We start from the raw sequence: 17960 nt of genomic DNA, 5'->3' as shown, positions 1-17960 counted from the left end.
TCGTCGAAGTCGATGTCGACATCGGGCATGGAGACGCGCTCGGGGTTGAGGAACCGCTCGAAGATCAGACCGTGCGGGATCGGGTCGAGGTCGGTAATGCCCAGGGCGTAGGCGACGATCGAGCCGGCCGCGGAGCCACGGCCGGGGCCCACCGCGATGCCGTTGTTCTTGGCCCACATGATGAAGTCGGCGACCACCAGGAAGTAGCCCGGGAACCCCATCTGGATGATGACGTCCAGCTCGTACTCGACCTGCTTCTGCCGGTCCTCGGGGACACCGCCCGGGAAGCGGCGCGCCATGCCCCGGCGGACCTCCTCCTTGAACCAGGAGACCTCGGTGTAGCCGTCCGGGATGTCGAACTTGGGCATGAGGTCGCGCTTCTCGAACATGCCCGTGGTGTCGACCATCTCGGCAATCAGCCTGGTGTTATCGCAGCCTTGGCGCCAGATTTCCGAGGATTCCACGGCGTACATCTCTTCCGTGGACTTCAGGTAGTAGCCGCCTCCGTCCAGCTTGAAACGGTTTGGGTCGGAGAGGTTCTTGCCGGTCTGGATGCACAGCAGGGCGTCGTGGGCGGCCGCCTCGTGCGCGTACGTGTAGTGCGAGTCGTTGGTCACCAGCGGCGGGATGCCAAGCTTCCTGCCCACTCGAAGCAGATCTTCTCGAACCCGCGTCTCGATCTCGATGCCATGGCTCATCAGCTCCAGGAAGTACCGGTCCTTGCCGAAGATGTCCTGGTAGTCAGCAGCCGCCTTGACAGCCTCATCAAACTGGCCGAGCCGCAGCCTGGTCTGAACCTCACCGGAGGGGCAGCCAGTCGCCCCAACTAGTCCCTCGGACCACTGGGAGATGGTCTCCTTGTCCATCCGGGGCCACTTCGTGAGCCAGCCCTCGGCGTAGGCGTCGGAGGAGAGCTTGAAGAGGTTGTGCAGGCCGGTCTTGTTCACCGACCACATCGTCATATGCGTGTACGAACCGCTGGCGGAGACGTCGTCCCGCTTCTGGTGCGGCTGACCCCACTGGATCTTGCGCTTGTTACGCCGGGACTCAGGAGCAACATACGGCTCGATCCCGATGATCGGGGTAACCCCGGCCTTCTTCGCGGAGTGGAAAAATTCGTACGCCCCGTGCAGGTTGCCGTGGTCGGACATGGCGATGTGCGTCATGCCCATCTCGTTGCAGGCGTTGAACATGTCCTTCAGCCGCGCGGCGCCGTCCAGCATCGAGTACTGGGTGTGGACGTGCAGGTGCGTGAACGGCGGCTTTGACACGGCTTCGGCCTCCAGGAGAGAGAGTTGGCTATAGAAGAGACAGTAGAGAAGAAAGGCTATCCCCAAGTGCTCGGTCACGAGCGGACCTTGGCCGCCGATCCGCGATGTACCGCACGACACCAATCTGCCAGCCCCACCCCGATCACGGTCCCTTCCCTGGTGCCTTACGAGGACAAGGCTGGCGCGTTCGCGTTCGGCAAGAAGATGCAGCCCAAGCTCTCCGGCTGGGCCCAGAAGGTCATCTCAGAGGGCGTTTCCGCCCGTTGTTTTATCCCGGAATCTGCTGTTTGGTCTTCGGTGTCGGGTCGCGCCAGGAGATGGGGTTCTCGCTGATGAGGCGGCGGGCCATGAGGTCTGCCATAGCGATATGGATCATGGCTTCGGAGCGGGCGGGGAGGGTTTCGTAGTCGCGGGCCAGTCGGCGGTTGAGCATGAGCCAGCCGTAGGTCCGCTCGACCACCCACCGCTTCGAGATCGGGGTAAACCCCCTGGTCCCGGGCTTGCGTTGACTGATTTCCATGTCGATGCCGAGACTGGCGGCGTGCTCAACGAGGTGTTGGCGGTAGCCGCCGTCGACCCACACCTTGCGGATGCGGGGATGTTCGGCGGCGACCTGGTCCACCAGCTGGGTGCCGGCGATGGAGTCCTGCACACTCGCCGCGGTGACCAGCACGGCAAGGAGAAGCCCGATCGTGTCGGTGACGATGCTCCGCTTCCTGCCGACGATCTTCTTCCCGGCATCGATGCCCTGACCCAAGACGAGCACGCTGGTGGAGGTCTTCACGCTCTGCGCGTCGATCACGCAGGCCGACGGTTCGGCCTCCCGTCCTTCCTTCTGCCGTAAGAGTTGCCTGAGCAGGCCATTGAGCTGGGCGAACACGCCTTCCTGCTGCCACCTGGCGAAGTAGCCGTAGACCGTGTTCCAGTGCGGGAAGTCGTGCGGAAGGTAGCGCCACTGCACCCCGGTACGGTCCACATACAAGATCGCGTCCATGATGTCGCGCAGGTCGCGTTCGGGCGGCCGGCCGAAGTCCAGGGCCCGGCCGCGGCGTTCGAAGCGCCAGGCCGCCAGGACCGGCTCGATCAACTCCCAGCGGGCATCGGACAGATCACTCGGATACGGGCGTCGCTTCGGCATGCTTCCGGCGTACTGCCGCGAACCAAGTGCGCCCAGTCGCACACCAACGGCGGTCGAAGCACACGGCCTCGAAGACCGGGCATCCTGGGATGAGACAGGACTGCGGCCTTTTCCGTCCCATCGGCAACCTCCCACGACTCACTGGCATCCACGGTCTCCACGACCTCGCCTGCACCGCCATCCACCGCTTAATAAATCACCTAATAAAGCGACGAGATAGATGAAAACGACCTCTAAAAGAGCGTTTTGTTCCACTGAGGTCGTTTGGTGATGCTTCGGGCGGCGAGTAGGTCTGTGCCTGCTGAGGTGAGAGTGCTCAATGCGGGCTGTGCGACAGGAGACATCGCACCTCTGTCCGTTTGATTCGAGTCGCTCCTGTCTGATCCCAATGCGACCCTGATTAACGCCATTTGCGCCCTGGGGACGCGCCATGCCCGACGGTACTACCGAAACATGCAGCGACATCGCCCATACCCCAGCGACCTCTCCGATGCCCGCTGGGAGTTGATCGGTCCCACGCTCACCGCCTGGCGGGCCGAACACAGAAGCAAGGGCTTGGAGATCGGACGCCCACCCGAGCACGACCTGCGGCGCATCATGGACGCCATCCTCTACGTCGACCGCACCGGGATCCCCTGGCGGTACCTGCCGCACGACTTCGCCCCCTGGGAGACGGTCTACGGCTACTTCGCCTCCTGGCAGAAGGAAGGCGTTTTCGACCAGCTCAACGGCCTGCTGCGGCGCCTGGTCCGGCAGACCGAAGGCCGGGAAGCAGAGCCAAGCGCCTGCGTGCTGGACGCACAGAGCATCAAGACCTCCGCCAACGTGCCCGCAGCTGGCCAAGGCATCGACGCGGGCAAGAAAATCGCAGGTCGCAAGCGCCACATCGGCGTCGACACCCTCGGCCTGCTGCTGGCTGTCTGGGTGACCGCGGCGAGCGTCTCCGACAACGCCGGCGGCATCCACCTGCTCACCCAGATCTCCGCCGCTACCCCTCGAGTGACCAAGGCGTGGGCCGACACCGGCTACCGAACGAAAGCCATCGACCACGGCGCCCGCCTCGGCATCGACGTCGAAGTCGTCCAACGCGACCCAGGCGTCAAAGGGTTCAACGTGATCCCCCGACGCTGGGTGGTCGAGCGGACCTTCGGCTGCCTAATGCACCACCGCCGACTCGCCCGCGACTACGAAACCCACCCCCACCGCTTCGAAGCCATAATCCACGTCGCGATGATCGACCTCATAAGCCGACCCCTGACCCGCGAATCCACCTGAACTGGCGCGATACCTGATCGACCTCGGAACCAGGGGTCTCTATCTACTGCCGCAAGCATTTGGCACGCAGCTCCAGCAGGTCTACGCAGTCACGGAGTTCAGGCTGCGGAAGGCCAGCGCGCTCGCGCATCACTGCGATGGCCTGAATGTGGCGGCCACCGGCGATCAGACCGTCCAACTCTGCTCGCGCCTCGACCGACAGCCTGCTCCACAACGAATTATCCACATTCACATTGAACCTGCGGAGCAGCCGTAGCCGCATGGCGCACCCTCGATTCCAAACACCCTACCGGGATAAAACCCTCTTTAAATAAGGTGCAATCGCCCCAAACTCCTGAACCGCACACCCTATGGATGTCCAGTTCAAGCTCGGCACGTCACAAGACGCCCGACAGAGCCGAATTACGCGACCGTCGACACACAGCATCGACCATCTGCGGGTGACAGTAGCTCTCCGGCCAGCCACCCCGCCTTGCAGCCTCGCTGGAACAGGCAGTGATTCCCGCCACTCTACCTCCGTCATGTCCGACCGTAGCAGGGGATGCGGTTCGGCCAGTCCGCCGCGTCCCCGAACCAGTGCGCGAGGGCCGCCACACGTCCGGGACGGCGAGTTGGACTCCATGGACGCGACCACGAAAGACTGCGGCAACAGGGCCTCCTGGGACCGCTCGGACGGGATCGCACCCCTGTGTCAACGATTCCTGAGTGTTCAGAGACTGGCGACCGAACTCTCTTGAAAATCACCTGCGGTGATACGCGTCAGCGCGGTTCACGCGGTCTGTTCGCGTGAGGTGATGGTGACGTCCATGCCGAGGGCGGCGAGTTGGGCGATCAGGCGTCGGGTCTGACGTTCTTTGCCGAGGCGGTTGGTGAAGTGATCGGGGCCGAGATCGCGGTATGGCACGAGGTCGTGGAGGATGTGCCAGGCGGCGACGAGGATGGAGTGTCCGACGGCGAGGGTCGCGCGCTTGGCTCCCCGGTGCGGGACCAGCCGCCGAAATTGCGCACCCAGGTAGGTCGTCTTGCTGTGGGCGGCGCTGGCGCCGGCGATGAACAGAGCGGTCTTGAGCCAGGTGTCGCCGTGGCGGGTGCGTCCGGACAGCCGTTTGCCGGCTGACTCCTTGTTTGCCCGGACACACTCCGGCCCAGGAGGCGAGGTGTCCGGCGGTGGCGAAACGGCTCATGTCGACACCGATCTCGGCGATCAGGACCTGGGCCAGAGTCAGGCTGATCCCGGGAATGGCGATCACCAGGTCGACCTGCTGCCGTAGGGGCTGCAGCTGGCGGTTAATCTCCTCGCTCAGGCAGGAGATCCGGTTGTCGGCCTCGTCGATGGCCCGCAGCATCGAAGCGACCATGAACGCATGGTGCTCGTTGAAGTCACCGGTCAGGGCGCGGGTCAGCAAGGGGACCTTGCTCTGCAGACTGCCCAGGGCGAGGGACGCCAGCACCTGCGCGTCCCGTTCGCCCGCCACCAAGGCATCCAGCATGGCCCGCGCCGAGCGGCCGGTGATGTCGGTGACGACCGAGGACAGCTTGATCCCGGTGTCCTCCAGCAACATCGCAAGGCGGTTCACGTCGCGGGCCCGGTCCCGGACCGTCTCGGTGCGATACCGGGTCAGGTCCCGCAGCTGACGGATGTCACGCGGCGGAACGAAAGAGGGGCGGACCAAGCCGTGTTCGACCAGCTTGCAGATCCACTGGCAGTCCTTCACGTCGGTCTTGCGGCCGGGAACGGTCTTGATGTGCCGGGCGTTGAGCAGCCACGGCTCGATCCCCTCAGTGGCCTCGAGCAGGTAGAACAGCGGTTTCCAGTACGACGCCGTCGCCTCCATGCCGATCCGGGCGATCCTGTTCTCCACCAGCCAGTCCCGCAGCTCCAGCAGGCCGTCGTTCATCGTGGAGAACGTACGGATCTCATAACGGGCGCGCCTGCCGGTGCCCGGAACCCGGATGCATACCTTGACATCTGCCTTGCCCAAGTCGGCGCCCCCGCACCGCTCCTCGATCACATCCATGCCCCACCCCGCCCTTCCTCGCGTGCACCAGTAGCGGTGCCCGCCCATCAGGGACCACAGGGTTCAAAGAAGGTCTCTTGCGTGCTCGCGGCAACATCACTGGACTCCTGCGTTCGGCCCCCGCGTCCGACTACCAAACGGGCTCAACGTTCGGCACCAAGCTCTATCGACGTCCTCCGGACGGGCACCAGCCCCGATTTTCCCGGCCACGGGGCGGGACCGACAGGGCCCAGGATGACTACCAAGAGGGCCGGCCCTCATGAACCGCTCCTGTCACGATCACCCGATCAGGAACCCTGTTCGACCAGACAAGCCCACTGATCGGTAAACAGAACTTCTGATCATCCTCCAGCGGGCCGACGAACGTGCGCTTGTCCCCCCACAGCCCAGTCACCATTCCCGCCCGGGCCAGATCCAGCACCGCGACGGGGTGTCTGCCGATCCACTGACGAACACGGCCTCCGCCTCACAGCGCCTCCACCCACTCGACGGGCTCACACGTGAGGTCCGAAACCGCCTCACCCACGGGCGCCCGCACATGGCCGCCGGGCGCGTCCTGCGGGGGTTCGGGGACGGTGGCGGCGCAAGGGATCGCGGCGGCGCACGCGGCGCAGGCATCCGCAAGGTGCCAGGTGAGGCCGCGGTCCGCCCGGATCAGCAGGAGTCGGAGCGGACCGGAACAGGGTGCCTGGCGCCCGTGCCACACACAGCCCCTTTCCCGACACTGACAGGTACGCAGGTACGCAGGCAGTCGGGACTCGACGACGTGGCCCGCAAGATGCCGGCGGACCTGCACGACCCCATCAGCACCCACGGCCACGAATGACTGCGGGCAGGCACTGCACGTCAGCACGGGCCGCCCCGCCGGACTGCTGATCGTGACGGTCCAGGCGCGTGCGGACAGGGCCATGGACATGGTTCCCTCCAAGCCGTGAGCAGTCAGCCGCCGACCCTGCGTCCGGGGGCTCCGGGCGCGGAACACCGTAGTGCAGACCCCTGCCCTATCGGCGCCAGTCCGTACCGACACAAATAGGGCAGAGGTCTGCACTGTCAGGGCAGGGGTCTGCACCGTCGGATGGATGCGTGACGATCATCCCGCCGCCGGAGCCCGACCCGACGGCACTCAGGCTCTCCCTCGCTCGCCTGCGTGCGCAGAGCGGGTGGAGCTATGACGAACTCGCCGCGCGCAGCGGTCTGTCCCGCCGGACTCTGATCGAGATCGAGCAGGGCCGCACGATCGGCACGCTGGCCACTTGGCACGCTCTCGCCCACACCTTCTCCATCCCGCTGGGCGAGCTCCTGGATCCACTATGCGCGGGGCACGAACCTCCGAAGTCCGACGCCTGAGCACAGCCACCCGTCGGCCACCCGAACGTGGTGGCACTCTCGTACGTGCGTCTTGGATTCGGATTCCTGTCGCCTTCTGGTCACCGCATCGGGCGGACCGGGCGGCGCGTACGTAAGACACGGGCGGATGCGTTGGCACTTTTTAACTCCGGCACCTGCCCAGGGTGCGGCCCTTTCCCTGCGCCCACGTGTCTGTGGCGCGGGCTTCGAGCTTCCGGAGAGATCTGTTCCATGCCCTTTTCCCCGACCGACGAACAGGCCGCCGCCCTGGAGGCATTCCGCAGCGGTGGCCATCTCGCCATCCAGGCAGGCGCGGGCACAGGCAAGACGTCCACGCTCGTCTTCCTCACGGAACAGATGCCGCTGCGGCGTGGGCGATACCTCGCCTTCAACCGGGCCATCGCCCTGGACGCCGCCGCTCGCTTTCCTTCGGCGGTCCAGTGCAAGACGGCTCACTCGCTGGCCTACGCCGCGCTCGGCCACCGCTTCCGCGGCCGCCTGAATGCTCCTAGGCGGCCTGGCTGGCGGGTCGGGCAGGACCTCGGCCTTAACGCCCCGGCCGGCATCGGCCGGGCGGGGCTGATGCCGGCCACGCTGTCCAACGCCACGCTGCGGACGGTGACTCGCTTTTGCCAGTCGGCCGACATGCAACTGGCCCACCATCACGTTCCGCGCCTGCGGGGCTTGGACGACGAGGAGCATGCGGAACTGGCCGAGCTGATCTTGCCGTACGCGGCGAAGGCGTGGGCCGATCTGCAGGACCCCTACGGCGGCGCGGTCCGTTTCGAGCACGACCATTACCTGAAGATGTGGGCCCTGACCGAGCCGGTCCTGCACGGCGACTTCCTCCTGCTGGACGAGGCTCAGGACACCAACCCGGTTCTCGAGCAGATCGTCTTGGCCCAGCAGGAGCGCACTCAGATCGTCATGGTCGGTGACTCGGCACAGGCCATCTACGGCTGGCGCGGCGCCCGGGATGTGATGGCGCGGTTCACCGGCCATCACCTCACGCTCACCCGCTCCTTCCGCTTCGGCCCCGCGCTCGCCACGGAGGCCAACCGCTGGCTCACACTCAGCAACGCTTCCATTCGGCTGACCGGGACACCCGACATTCGCACCACGATCGGATCCCGTGCCGGGCACTCGGATGCGGTCCTGTGCCGTACCAACATCGGCGCGATGACCGAGGTCCTCGCGCTCATCGCCGCCGGCATCGCAACGGCGCTGGTAGGAGGCGGTGACTCGCTGCGCGCCCTGGCATGGGCCGCCCGCGACCTCATCCAGGGACGCTGCGCCCAACACCCCGAACTCGTGCTGTTCACCACCTGGACGGCGCTGCGCGACTATGCCGAGCACGACCCCGCCGGCAGCGATCTGCAGCCCTTCGCCAACCTAGTCGACGAGCACGGGTCCGAGGCCATCCTGCAGGCCGTAAACCGACTCGTTCCGGAAGACGCGGCCGAGGTCACCGTCTCCACTGCCCACAAGGCCAAGGGCCGGGAATGGGCCCGGGTGCGCATCGCACCCGACTTCACGCCGCCCGCCGACACCGATGAGGTCGACGCCCAGGGCCATCCCGTCCCTCAGCCCGTCGATGAGGCAGAAGCCCGCCTTGCGTACGTCGCCGTTACCCGGGCCCGCCACCACCTGGACCCCATCGGCCTGGCCTGGATCAGCCAGCATCCCGACAACCCGGCCTGAACCCGAACACCCCGGTACTCGCCGCAGCGAGTTCTGGCACAACCTCCAAAAGGACCGAGCGTCGCTCAGTCGTCCCATAGCGCAAGACGCTTCGCTGGTTTGTCCGGAGGTTCCCCTATGATCGATCACAAGCTGGAAGCGCCCGGACCGTATGCCAAGTTGACCATTGTGGAGCCGTGAAGGCCCGCACTAAGGTCAGGGCTGTCAGTCTGCGGCAGTGCAGGATTGACCGCATTAGCCTGACCTAGTGACTGGGGCCAGAGCCCGTGACCCGGGCGGCAGCGCCCCAGTTGTGCAGTGCGGCCTGCCGCGATGGATACGACACTGAGCGCCTTCAGCGCTGGCGCAGAGCGCCGATTCCATGAAAGGTTTGCTACCGGTGGGTAAGTAGGCGGTCCTCAGTGAAGGGCTGGCTTCCTCGGGGCGAGGGTAGAGGTAACGGCATGGCTGTGGCGGCGCAGGGTCCGGCGGAAGTGATCTCCGGTGCGGCGCCTGGCACCCTGTTCCCTCGCGGCGCAGACTTGGGCGTGTTGAACATGTTCGGCGTCGATGCCGTAGTTGCCTATAGAGCAGACCGTCGGGAAATCGAACGGCGAGCCGCTGTGGGCGCAGCGGAGCTCTCCGATCGCCGGGCGCTTGACCTCTTGATGAACCTTCCTTTGGGAGTCGCGGTTCCTGTGGAATCGCTCAGCGAAGCGGAGCGACGCAGGTTGAGGCAGTTGCCACGAGGCTCTGTGTCACGCCCTGACGGTGTAGTCGTACGACAGGCAACCCAGCCGATCCAAATCGACCTGGCCGTCGTGCCTGGCCGAACCTGGACGGCGACCAAGGAGAGGGCGGAGTGGTTCACCCCATTCTGTGCTCGGGCCGTGTTGCTTGACGGGCCGCTACGGCGTCGAGAGGACGCCGCGATGGAGGCAGACTTTTACGGGATCGGTCTGCTGGTGACGACGGGTAACGACGTCGAGGTGGTAGTGCCCCCTCGCCCGTTCGTCCGGCGACGGTACACAGCAGCCAGTTGGCAGCTTGTTGAGAACGCATACCGGCAGCTTTCACCAAGTCGGTGACGCGAGGAGCTCATGGCGTTACGGGTAGCGTGGCCCAGGCTCTCAGCGGTGCAGGAACCTGGAAGCCGGCCTTGGCATTTGCGGACAACCCAAGACGTTGGTTCTCCAGTGCGTACTGATCGACGGCGGCAGCGCACCTATCCCGCCACCACGCCTTACGCTCCAGCCCCGGCTTGCGGTTAGCGATCTCAATCACCCAACTGCTCCACGAGCTGATGTTGTGATCCTCCGAATCGCGCCGGACCTCGCCGCTGGCATCGTAGAAGCGGTCCAGCCCCCGACCATCGCATACGTCGCAGGTACAGGTCATCGGTGGGTCATTCATGTAGATGCGGTCCAGCGACCGAGCTCCCTTGAAGCACATCAGGCTCGGCAGCAGCACTGAGGGATACTGAGGACCCCCCTGGTTCTCCTTGCTGACCTGCGGTTTTTCGCCTGGTGGGATGCTGTGCCGACGAGCGCTGTCGGCGCCAATCCCGGAGAACAGAGCACCGTGAGCCAGCGCGTCCAGCGCTGCCAGGTCGCTGCGTAGGACGGCTACGTCAGGCCGCTCGCTGACGACCCGACGCAAGTTCGCCGGCACGTCCTTCGCCTGCTCCATGGGATCAAACTGACGGATCGGTGTGAGCGCCTTCGGATGCGGAATGCGCTCACACGCGGCGATCAGCTGGCCGACGTACTCCTCGGTGAGCCAAACGGTGTCAATCGGCAGATGCACGATGGTGTCCGCCCGCTCGATGCGTTGCGACTGCTCCATCACGGCTTTGAGCGCCTTCGAGGCTCCGGGCGGGATGTATCCAGTCGGCGTAAGGGCAGCACTCACGCCACGGGCCTTCTGCATCTGCAACTCGGTGTCGACGGTGGCAAACAGATCATCGCCGTCGAGCAAGAAGGGCTCGTCCTGGGTCGCCGTGTGAGTTGTGTACGCCGCGATGTCGATCAGGAGCGGACCGTCGTAGCCAGACGCCCGAAGGTGAAAGGCACGCTCACCTGCCATCTCCCCTGTCATGACTATGCCGCCGAGGTCGCCGTTGAGCGGAGACCGCATCTGCGGGATGAAGTTCGCGTTCTCGTGCAGCAGTACACGCCCCTGCAGCAGAGGCGCAGCCGGCACCGACGCATCGAGAATCCGCAAAGCGGGCGTGCGGCCGGGGAACGGCGGGTTGGCCATTTTCACCTACCTGTTGGTGAGTCCAGCAACCCCATGGTCACCGGATAGAGGAAGGACACGAGTAGATCTCGGTGAACTCCCCGAGTTCCAGACCAGCAAGGTGAGCCGCCTGGGACAGGTCGAGGTGGTGCTGTTGCCTCAGCCGGGTCACGACCTCAGCAAGGTAATGCGGGGTCTCGCGTTCGAAGGGAACGGGCTCGTTGGTGCGGTAGCCCAGCCCGGACATCTCTACCATGAGCGAGCGGTATTGCCATTCGGAGAGAACGCCGAGCGACTTGGCTCGACGAGCCAAGGCTGCCATGGATACTCCCCACTTGGGCTTGAGCTCCATCAACCGCGCCAAGTCCAGGCCCGGTTGAAGATCAGCCAGGACTGTCTCGTGCGGCATGAGGAACTCGGCTGCAAATTGGTCTGCTTGCTGTTCTTGTGAGCGAGCATCCCCAGGCGTGGTGTGCATCACAGTGTGCCCGAGCTCATGAGCAAGGCTGAACCGGAATCGATCTCCAGGAGCTGTTGAGTTGAGTAGAAAAAGCGGTCGCTGACCTTGCGGCCAGTGACTGACGGCATCAAGATCGCGAGTTTGCAAGTCACGTACTACGAGCAGGGCACCCGCAGTCTCAAGTACCTCTACCACATTGGCAATTGGTCCCGACGGGAGTCCCCATTCAAGCCGCAGCGTCTCCGCAGCGTCAGCTGGCGTATCCAGGTCGTCGACGGCGATGTGCCGGAAGCCATGCTTATCACCCTCGTGGCCCGCACCCATGATGGCCTCTGCTTGAAGGCGCGTCACCGCCAAGGTCGCGTGCACGCGCCGAAGTGCCAACGCGCCCATGGAAGCGCGCTTTCGGTGATGCACGAGACCAACGCCCGCCCCGCCACTGTCAGTGGTGCGGCATAGCATCTGTGGTGTGTACCCAAGCGCAGACGCGAAGAGGGCGAGGCGATCGCCTTTCACGACGAGCCGCCCAGCTTCAGCCCGACTGACGTATCCCTGCGACACAGCTTCGCTGCCCGCGAGGCGTGTCATCTCGGCCGCCAGATCGGACTGTGTCCAGCCGCGGGACTCGCGGGCCAGCGTCAACATGGCAGGGTGCGCGACCAGGTCGTCGAAGCCCTCCATCTCACACACCTCCCCTGCCCCGGCATCGCGCCCCCCACACGGTACACCGCCACGGGCCATGCACAAAAACATACTCAAAAATATTCCACCTCTACCTAGGGCCAGACCAGCCAAGCGTGTGGTATTGCCTCTCATCTCTGACAATCCAACTCAGGCTGGAGACCGCGGCGTTGGTGCCTGGCGGTAGGCTCCGGCCGTGAAAGAGACCAGCTCGGGTGAGCGCCTCCACGTGGACTACCCGCCGGTTCCTAACGGGATGGACTACCTCGACAGCGTGGTGGACCACTTGTCTGGGGAGCCCAAGCCCCGCGACCTCAAGTACGCCGTTCTCCACCTTCAGGCCGCCGCTGAAGTTCTCCTCAAGGCCCGTCTACTCCAAGAGCATTGGAGTCTGGTCTTCAGGGACCCAGGGCGTGCTGACCGATCCCGGTTCGAGACGGGAGACTTCGAGAGTTGCGGTACAGCCGAGGCCATCACCCGGCTGCGCAACATCATCGGGATCGATCTTCCCAAGGGGCCCGTCGACGAGATCAATCAGCTCGCGAAGTGGCGTAACGCCCTGCAGCACTACGGGCTCACAGCGCCGGCCAGCGCTGTGGAGTCCCGCGCTGCGCGCATCCTGGACTTCCTCTTGCTGTTCATCAACGAGCACCTGCTACCGGGTCTCGGTGGAGAGGACGCGATGTACGCAGGGGAAGGCGAATACCACATCCGTGCTCGACTCACGGATATGCGTGCCGTCATCAAGGCTCGCTTGGATCGGATTCGCCCTCTCCTGGCAAGTGACGCCGAGCGGACGGTGAAGTGCCCCGAATGCGGCCAACTGGCAGTGGTGGTCGGCAGCCGCGGTCCCCTTCACTGCCGATTCTGCAGCGAGGTGTTCACCAGAGCTGTGAGCTTCGCCGAGTTCTATGTCGGAGTGGCCTTGGGTAAGGAGTGGGAGCCAGGGTACGAAGACCCTGCAACATGGCCCATTGAGCAATGCCCAACCTGCGGCGAGCCCGCTTTGGTCCTGGAAGCTGAGACGGGTGCAGCACCGGGAAGGCATACACCCTTGTGTTTCAGCTGCGGAACTGTGCTGGTCAACGACTGATGACGAAGACAAGCCGCGCCGTCACAGGGATACATGGTGTGCAAGGTGATGTTGCCGAAGTGGGCGGCGATCTCTGCAGGTCTCCACAGGCGGGTCGGGTCATCCTGCAGCATGGCGAGGATGCGGTGCCGTCGGCGCTGGGCTGGAGCGGTGCGGCAGTCGTCGTTGGAGGCCGTGGGCAGGGGCTGCTGTTCGGGGCCGGGTTCGCGCGGGATCGCGAAGCCGGCCGTCCTGTCCGAGCCGGGCATTGGGACCGTACGGCGCCGACCGGCCCGGCGCACGCGCGGCGCTCCGTGCAGGGAAGTGTTGGGCTCCGTACGGCTCAGGCCCGGCTGCGCCCCTCTACTTGCGAAGTCTGTCGTACCACCGGCGCTGCGGAGCGGACGGCTGCTGCGGTTTCACCGGCGCGGCAGATGACGCAGCGGCAATGACGTCGCCCAGTACGGCCGTACGGATCGCCGCCCAGTCACCGGCGCGCCACCAGTTGAACAACTGCACCGCGCTGACGACCGTCACCGGCAGGGAGGCCAGCGAGGCGACGTGTTCGGGCCGCGTGTAGACGTCCGCCGACCGTTCCGACGGGTGCAGCTTGTACTGGTGGTTGACGATCAGTACGCCCTCGGAGACCGGGACGGACGGCCGAAGCTGAGGCCAGGTATCCAGATGCTGCCGAAGTTGCCCGATGTAGCTCTCCTGCGCGGGCCCGGAGACCCCTTTGACCTCGACGAGACGCGCAGAGGTCCCCTCGGCACTGACGAGCAGGTCGGCGGACTTTGTGCCGCCGAGCTCCTCGTCCAAGTCGACGGCGCGCATCCCGGCCGCGGTCAGTACCTGCGCGACGGCCTTGGTTAGTTCGGTGCCGCTGCCGTATAGCAGGCCGTACCGCACGGGCTCCGCCTTCTCCTTGGCCTCCCGCAGCTCCTTCTCCAAACGCTGCTTCTCCTCGGCGTACCGCGCCTCCAGTTCCTCGAGCGACTGCCGGGCGCTCCGCTCGCCCGCCGTCTGAAGATCCGGGTCGACGAAGAATGGCGACCGGGCACGGCGCAGCGCCCCTGGTACGTACTCAGGCAGGGCCCGGTGCACCAGCCAGTCCAGCACGTTGTCCCATGGGGTGCCGTCCGGAATCACATACCAGCGCTGGTCGCCGGCGGGTGATGACCAGGCCGCGACCACCGGGTCTCCCAGGGCATCGACCAGGATGGGGTGCAGCTCACCCGCAGCCGGGTGGTCCTCGGAGCCGGACCCTGCGCCGTGTTCCAGATGCATGCCGCGGAGCTGCAGGCTCCACCACGGGTCATCCGCGGGGCGGGTGAGCAGCCGGATCGCGAGGTCCCTGTCGGCGCCGCTCAGGCCCGGCGCGATCGAGGGTCGCGTAGCGGCAGGCAGGCGGCGAGCGACCACGCTCGTGAACAGGTCGCTGAGGTGGACGGACGCGTCGGCGGAGCCGAACACATTGTGGGTCCGGTCCTCGTCAACTTGGCCAATCACCGTGAGTACGAGAGCGAGTTCGCCGCGCCGGCGGGCGCCGCCGAGGACCCGCTTCATCCCTTCGTCGCCCTGATTGTGGACGTGGCCCGGTGACAGAGCGGCAGCGCAGTCACTGCTCTCCATGCCCAGCCACCTCGGCTGAAGGCCGTGCCGCCGCCAGTCGAGAGCTTCGGGAATCCGCAGGGACGCGGGGCGGTCCGCCCGCAGCCGCAAGGCCTGATCGCGGTCGGATCCGGGCTCCGGCTGGCCGATGTGGACCGGCACGAGACCGGAGGCTGTGCTGCTCACCGCCGGAGGTTAGCACCCTGATGAGGGGCACCGGATTGGATACGACGGCGCCCGGTGGCACAGAGGGACATAATGCACGGCAGGAGCGGCGGGACTCGCTAGGAGGCCACCCGCCAACGCCTGTCAGCGGCGCCGACGGGAGAGTGCGCCAACCACGAACGGGGGGGGAGCCCATGGACGACGTTCGGGACCTGCTGGCCCAATACGGTCAGCTCACACGGCAGGACCGAGTCTCAGCGGAGACGATCGGACGGATGATCCAGTCGCTGCTGCACCAGTCCGTCCCCCGAACGCAAGCCATCCCGCACCTCATGCTCGGCGAGACGCTCTTCTTCATATTCGATGGCGGCCACTATCTCCTCACCTTCACTGACCCAGACCGACCACGGAAAGACTGGGCAGCCTATCTCCGCCGCGTCCATGGATACGTCACGGACGACTTGCGCACGATGCAGTCGCGTTGGGTCCACGTCCACTGGCACCAGGAGCACAGCACGCCCGATGAGCAGATGATCGCCGCAATGTCGGGGCTCGGCGTCCTGGTGGACCGCACGCATCTGGAAGCGGCCGCGACCGGACTGCTCCCGCTCGCTCAACTGGTGCACGACCTCTACAGCCGACGCCTGTCCCATGCACCGCTAGCCCAACTGCTGGCCAGCGAAACTGCGGCGCAGGCCTGGCACCTGAGCCCGCCCGCACGGCTGATCTCCCCGCCTGCCGTAGAGACCCGAACCTGGGCGGGAGTGGTGGCGGAGGTTCTCCTCATTGGGCAGCCTCAGCAGACCAGACCGACCGGACTGGCCTGGCTGAGCGACAACAAGCTGTTGATGACCTGCCAGGACGGCCTGCTAAGCATCGACCTCACCCGCGGGCACGCCCACTGGCACCTCCCACTGCCCGGCTGCTACGGCGCGCCGCTCGTATGCGACGACGGCGTCGTATGGGTGATGTGCGGCTCCGCGCTGGTGCGCTGGAATCACGGAGAACTGGACGCCGTCGCGGGGGGCTTCGAAGACGGTGCGGTCCTTCTGCCCGGACCGGACGGCGAACCCTGGATCCTGTCTGGATCCGGGGTCACCTTCGGATCTGATGACGGGACTCTCGCACTGACGCGCGCCGGTGAACGGACAGGTGAGCAGATGCGGTACCCGATCACCTTTGAGGCGGCGGTGCGCTCGGCCGTGTGGGTGGACCGACGCCGGTTCTTCCTCGCCGCCTCCGGGCACAGCGCAGTGATCAACCTGGCCCGCACCACCGACGCCGGGCAACGCGAGGAATGGATCCCCACCCCCGTGCACTTCCCCGCCCACGTGCTGCTCGCGGGCGCGGAAAGCGTACTGAGCGCGTCTTCCGACGGCAGCGGCAACACCGTCGCCGTGCATCGCACCGAGCTCACCGTCCGAGACAGCGAACCACTGGCAGAAGCCCGGCTCGGCGAAGTCTTGGGGCTCACCCAGCGACCCGGCGACGGGCCTGCCTACCTGCTCGCTTCTCTGCCCGACAACGACCACACCCACGTCCGGCCGATCCTGATGAGTCTCACCGGCTACCGCACTCCTGCGCCCAGGACATCCCCGGCCCGCGTCGCCCCCGCCGTCGGCTACGACGCGGTGAGCCAGTCAGCCCGGGGGGAGCGGCGGGACTACGGACTTGACAGACTGCCGCTGGCACGCGAGGGCCAAGCCGAGGTCTTCCGAGCCGTACACAAGGCGACCGACACCGTTGTGGCCTTCAAGCGGCGCACAAGCAAGGGCCAGAGGGCCGCACGGCGCATGAGCCGCGAGGTGGAGGCCGCACTACGATTCGGCGGCAACCCGCACGTCATGCCGATCCTCGACTTCAGCCCCGATCACGACTGGTTCGTCATGCCGCTCGCCGAGGCCACCGTCGAGGACAAGCGGACGGAACTGCAAGACCCCACCCAGCTGCGGACCCTTGTGAGCGCCGTTGCCGCTGGCCTGGCCGACGCACACCGCAGTAAATGGATTCACCGGGACATCAAACCGTCCAACATCCTCTTTCTCGACGGCCGCTGGACGGTCGCCGACTGGGGCATCGTGCGCCGCGCCCGCGGTGAGACCAGCACCGCCGGCCTCCTGACCCACGCCGGCATCGGCACCGAGGGCTTCGCCGCACCCGAACTGTCCGTCAACGGCCACAACATCACCCCCGCCAGTGACATCTACAGCCTAGGACAGCTCATCGGTTGGATCTTCACTGGTACGTGGCCCCAGGCGAACGTGCCCCTGCTGCCCCCGCCAGGTCCGTGGTACGGGGTCGTACGCCAGGCCACCCAACTCGACCCCGCCCAACGGCCCCAGGACGTCGACGCCTTCCTCGCCCTCGTCGAACGCATGACAGGCTCCCAGGACGAGTTCCCCTTCCAACGCGCCACCCGCCTCCTTGAGGACGCCAACGAGCGGGACGACACCACCGCAGCAGCCCAGCTCCTCACCCTCGCCGCCGACCAGCCCGACTCTTACGAGCTGTACCTGGACGTAGTCACCAAACTCGATGTCCGCGCGGCAGAGACGGCACTATTCGCCAACCCTCAGCAGACGACCGCCGTCCTGAATGCACTGACCGAACACTCATCTGCCTACTGGGCCGCCCAGACAGAGGCCACCCGAGCCATCTGGTGGCTTCTCAATGTTTCTCGCCTCGCCGCGCAAGAGGAGCAGTGGCGTCTGCTTGACGCCGCGGTCCAAGGGATGTGCGCCTGGGACGGCCGTTGGGACCGGTGGGACCCGCGCAACAGCATCCGGGACTGGCTGATCACCTTGACTGGGGACGCCGCCGCTACCGTCGCCTCCGCACTCCGCGCCCAGCCGGCAGGCGCCCACTTCTACCACGAAGTATTAGACGACCGTCGCGCCGACCTGGCCATCCGCAGCGCCATCCACGCAGCTCAGCGCACCTGAGCAGCGTGGCGCCTCACGCAAGCCCCCAAGCTATCCACAGGCCGAAACGCGGGCGGCAGCTC

General features: G+C 65.9%; 10 protein-coding genes and 1 pseudogene. 5 read left to right on the top strand and 6 right to left on the bottom strand.

What is annotated here, in order from left to right; genetic code table 11:
• Nucleotides 1-1271 (bottom strand): DNA polymerase III subunit alpha (gene dnaE, locus ACWDGI_RS35110; protein WP_450766089.1); only part of this gene is annotated, 1271 nt, incomplete at its 3' end.
• A 268-nt stretch (nt 1272-1539) separates the two neighbouring features.
• Entirely contained in the window at nt 1540-2409 is an 870-nt protein-coding gene (locus ACWDGI_RS35105; protein ID WP_450766075.1) for an IS5 family transposase, read from the bottom strand.
• A 453-nt stretch (nt 2410-2862) separates the two neighbouring features.
• Between ACWDGI_RS35105 and ACWDGI_RS35100 the strand changes: the two genes are divergently transcribed.
• Entirely contained in the window at nt 2863-3684 is an 822-nt protein-coding gene (locus ACWDGI_RS35100) for an IS5 family transposase (protein ID WP_450766073.1), read from the top strand.
• Between the two features lie 769 nt (nt 3685-4453).
• On the opposite strand, the pseudogene ACWDGI_RS35095 reads toward ACWDGI_RS35100, so the two are convergent.
• Nucleotides 4454-5702 (bottom strand): annotated as a pseudogene (locus tag ACWDGI_RS35095) (IS110 family transposase).
• Between the two features lie 1083 nt (nt 5703-6785).
• On the opposite strand from ACWDGI_RS35095, the gene ACWDGI_RS35090 reads away from it, so the two are divergent.
• Together ACWDGI_RS35090 and ACWDGI_RS35085 are read left to right on the top strand one after the other, a co-directional pair.
• The gene (locus tag ACWDGI_RS35090) at nt 6786-7049 is read left to right on the top strand and encodes a helix-turn-helix transcriptional regulator (RefSeq protein ID WP_450766071.1); all 264 of its coding nucleotides are present in this window, start codon (nt 6786-6788) and stop codon (nt 7047-7049) included.
• 231 nt (nt 7050-7280) lie between these two features.
• On the top strand, nt 7281-8750 hold the full coding sequence (locus ACWDGI_RS35085) for a UvrD-helicase domain-containing protein (protein WP_450766069.1): 1470 nt from the start codon (nt 7281-7283) through the stop codon (nt 8748-8750).
• Nucleotides 8751-9827: 1077 nt separating this feature from the next.
• On the opposite strand, the gene ACWDGI_RS35080 is transcribed toward ACWDGI_RS35085, so the two are convergent.
• Both ACWDGI_RS35080 and ACWDGI_RS35075 read right to left on the bottom strand, forming a co-directional pair.
• Nucleotides 9828-10988: a hypothetical protein gene (locus ACWDGI_RS35080; protein WP_450766067.1), complete on the bottom strand. Its 1161-nt coding sequence runs from the start codon at nt 10986-10988 to the stop codon at nt 9828-9830.
• Between the two features lie 37 nt (nt 10989-11025).
• Nucleotides 11026-12108 (bottom strand): ImmA/IrrE family metallo-endopeptidase, encoded by a 1083-nt coding sequence (locus ACWDGI_RS35075; RefSeq protein ID WP_450766065.1) that lies wholly within the window; start codon nt 12106-12108, stop codon nt 11026-11028.
• Between the two features lie 196 nt (nt 12109-12304).
• Between ACWDGI_RS35075 and ACWDGI_RS35070 the strand changes: the two genes are divergently transcribed.
• Nucleotides 12305-13201 (top strand): hypothetical protein, encoded by an 897-nt coding sequence (locus ACWDGI_RS35070; protein ID WP_450766063.1) that lies wholly within the window; start codon nt 12305-12307, stop codon nt 13199-13201.
• A gap of 342 nt (nt 13202-13543) precedes the next feature.
• On the opposite strand, the gene ACWDGI_RS35065 is transcribed toward ACWDGI_RS35070, so the two are convergent.
• A complete protein-coding gene (locus ACWDGI_RS35065; RefSeq protein WP_450766061.1) occupies nt 13544-14977 on the bottom strand; it encodes a hypothetical protein in 1434 nt (477 codons plus the stop codon).
• Between the two features lie 173 nt (nt 14978-15150).
• On the opposite strand from ACWDGI_RS35065, the gene ACWDGI_RS35060 reads away from it, so the two are divergent.
• On the top strand, nt 15151-17898 hold the full coding sequence (locus ACWDGI_RS35060; protein ID WP_450766059.1) for a serine/threonine-protein kinase: 2748 nt from the start codon (nt 15151-15153) through the stop codon (nt 17896-17898).
• Nucleotides 17899-17960 lie beyond the last annotated feature (62 nt).

It is taken from the genome of Streptomyces sp. NPDC001220, assembly GCF_053597895.1.
This window is presented reverse-complemented; position numbering and strand designations above follow the sequence as displayed.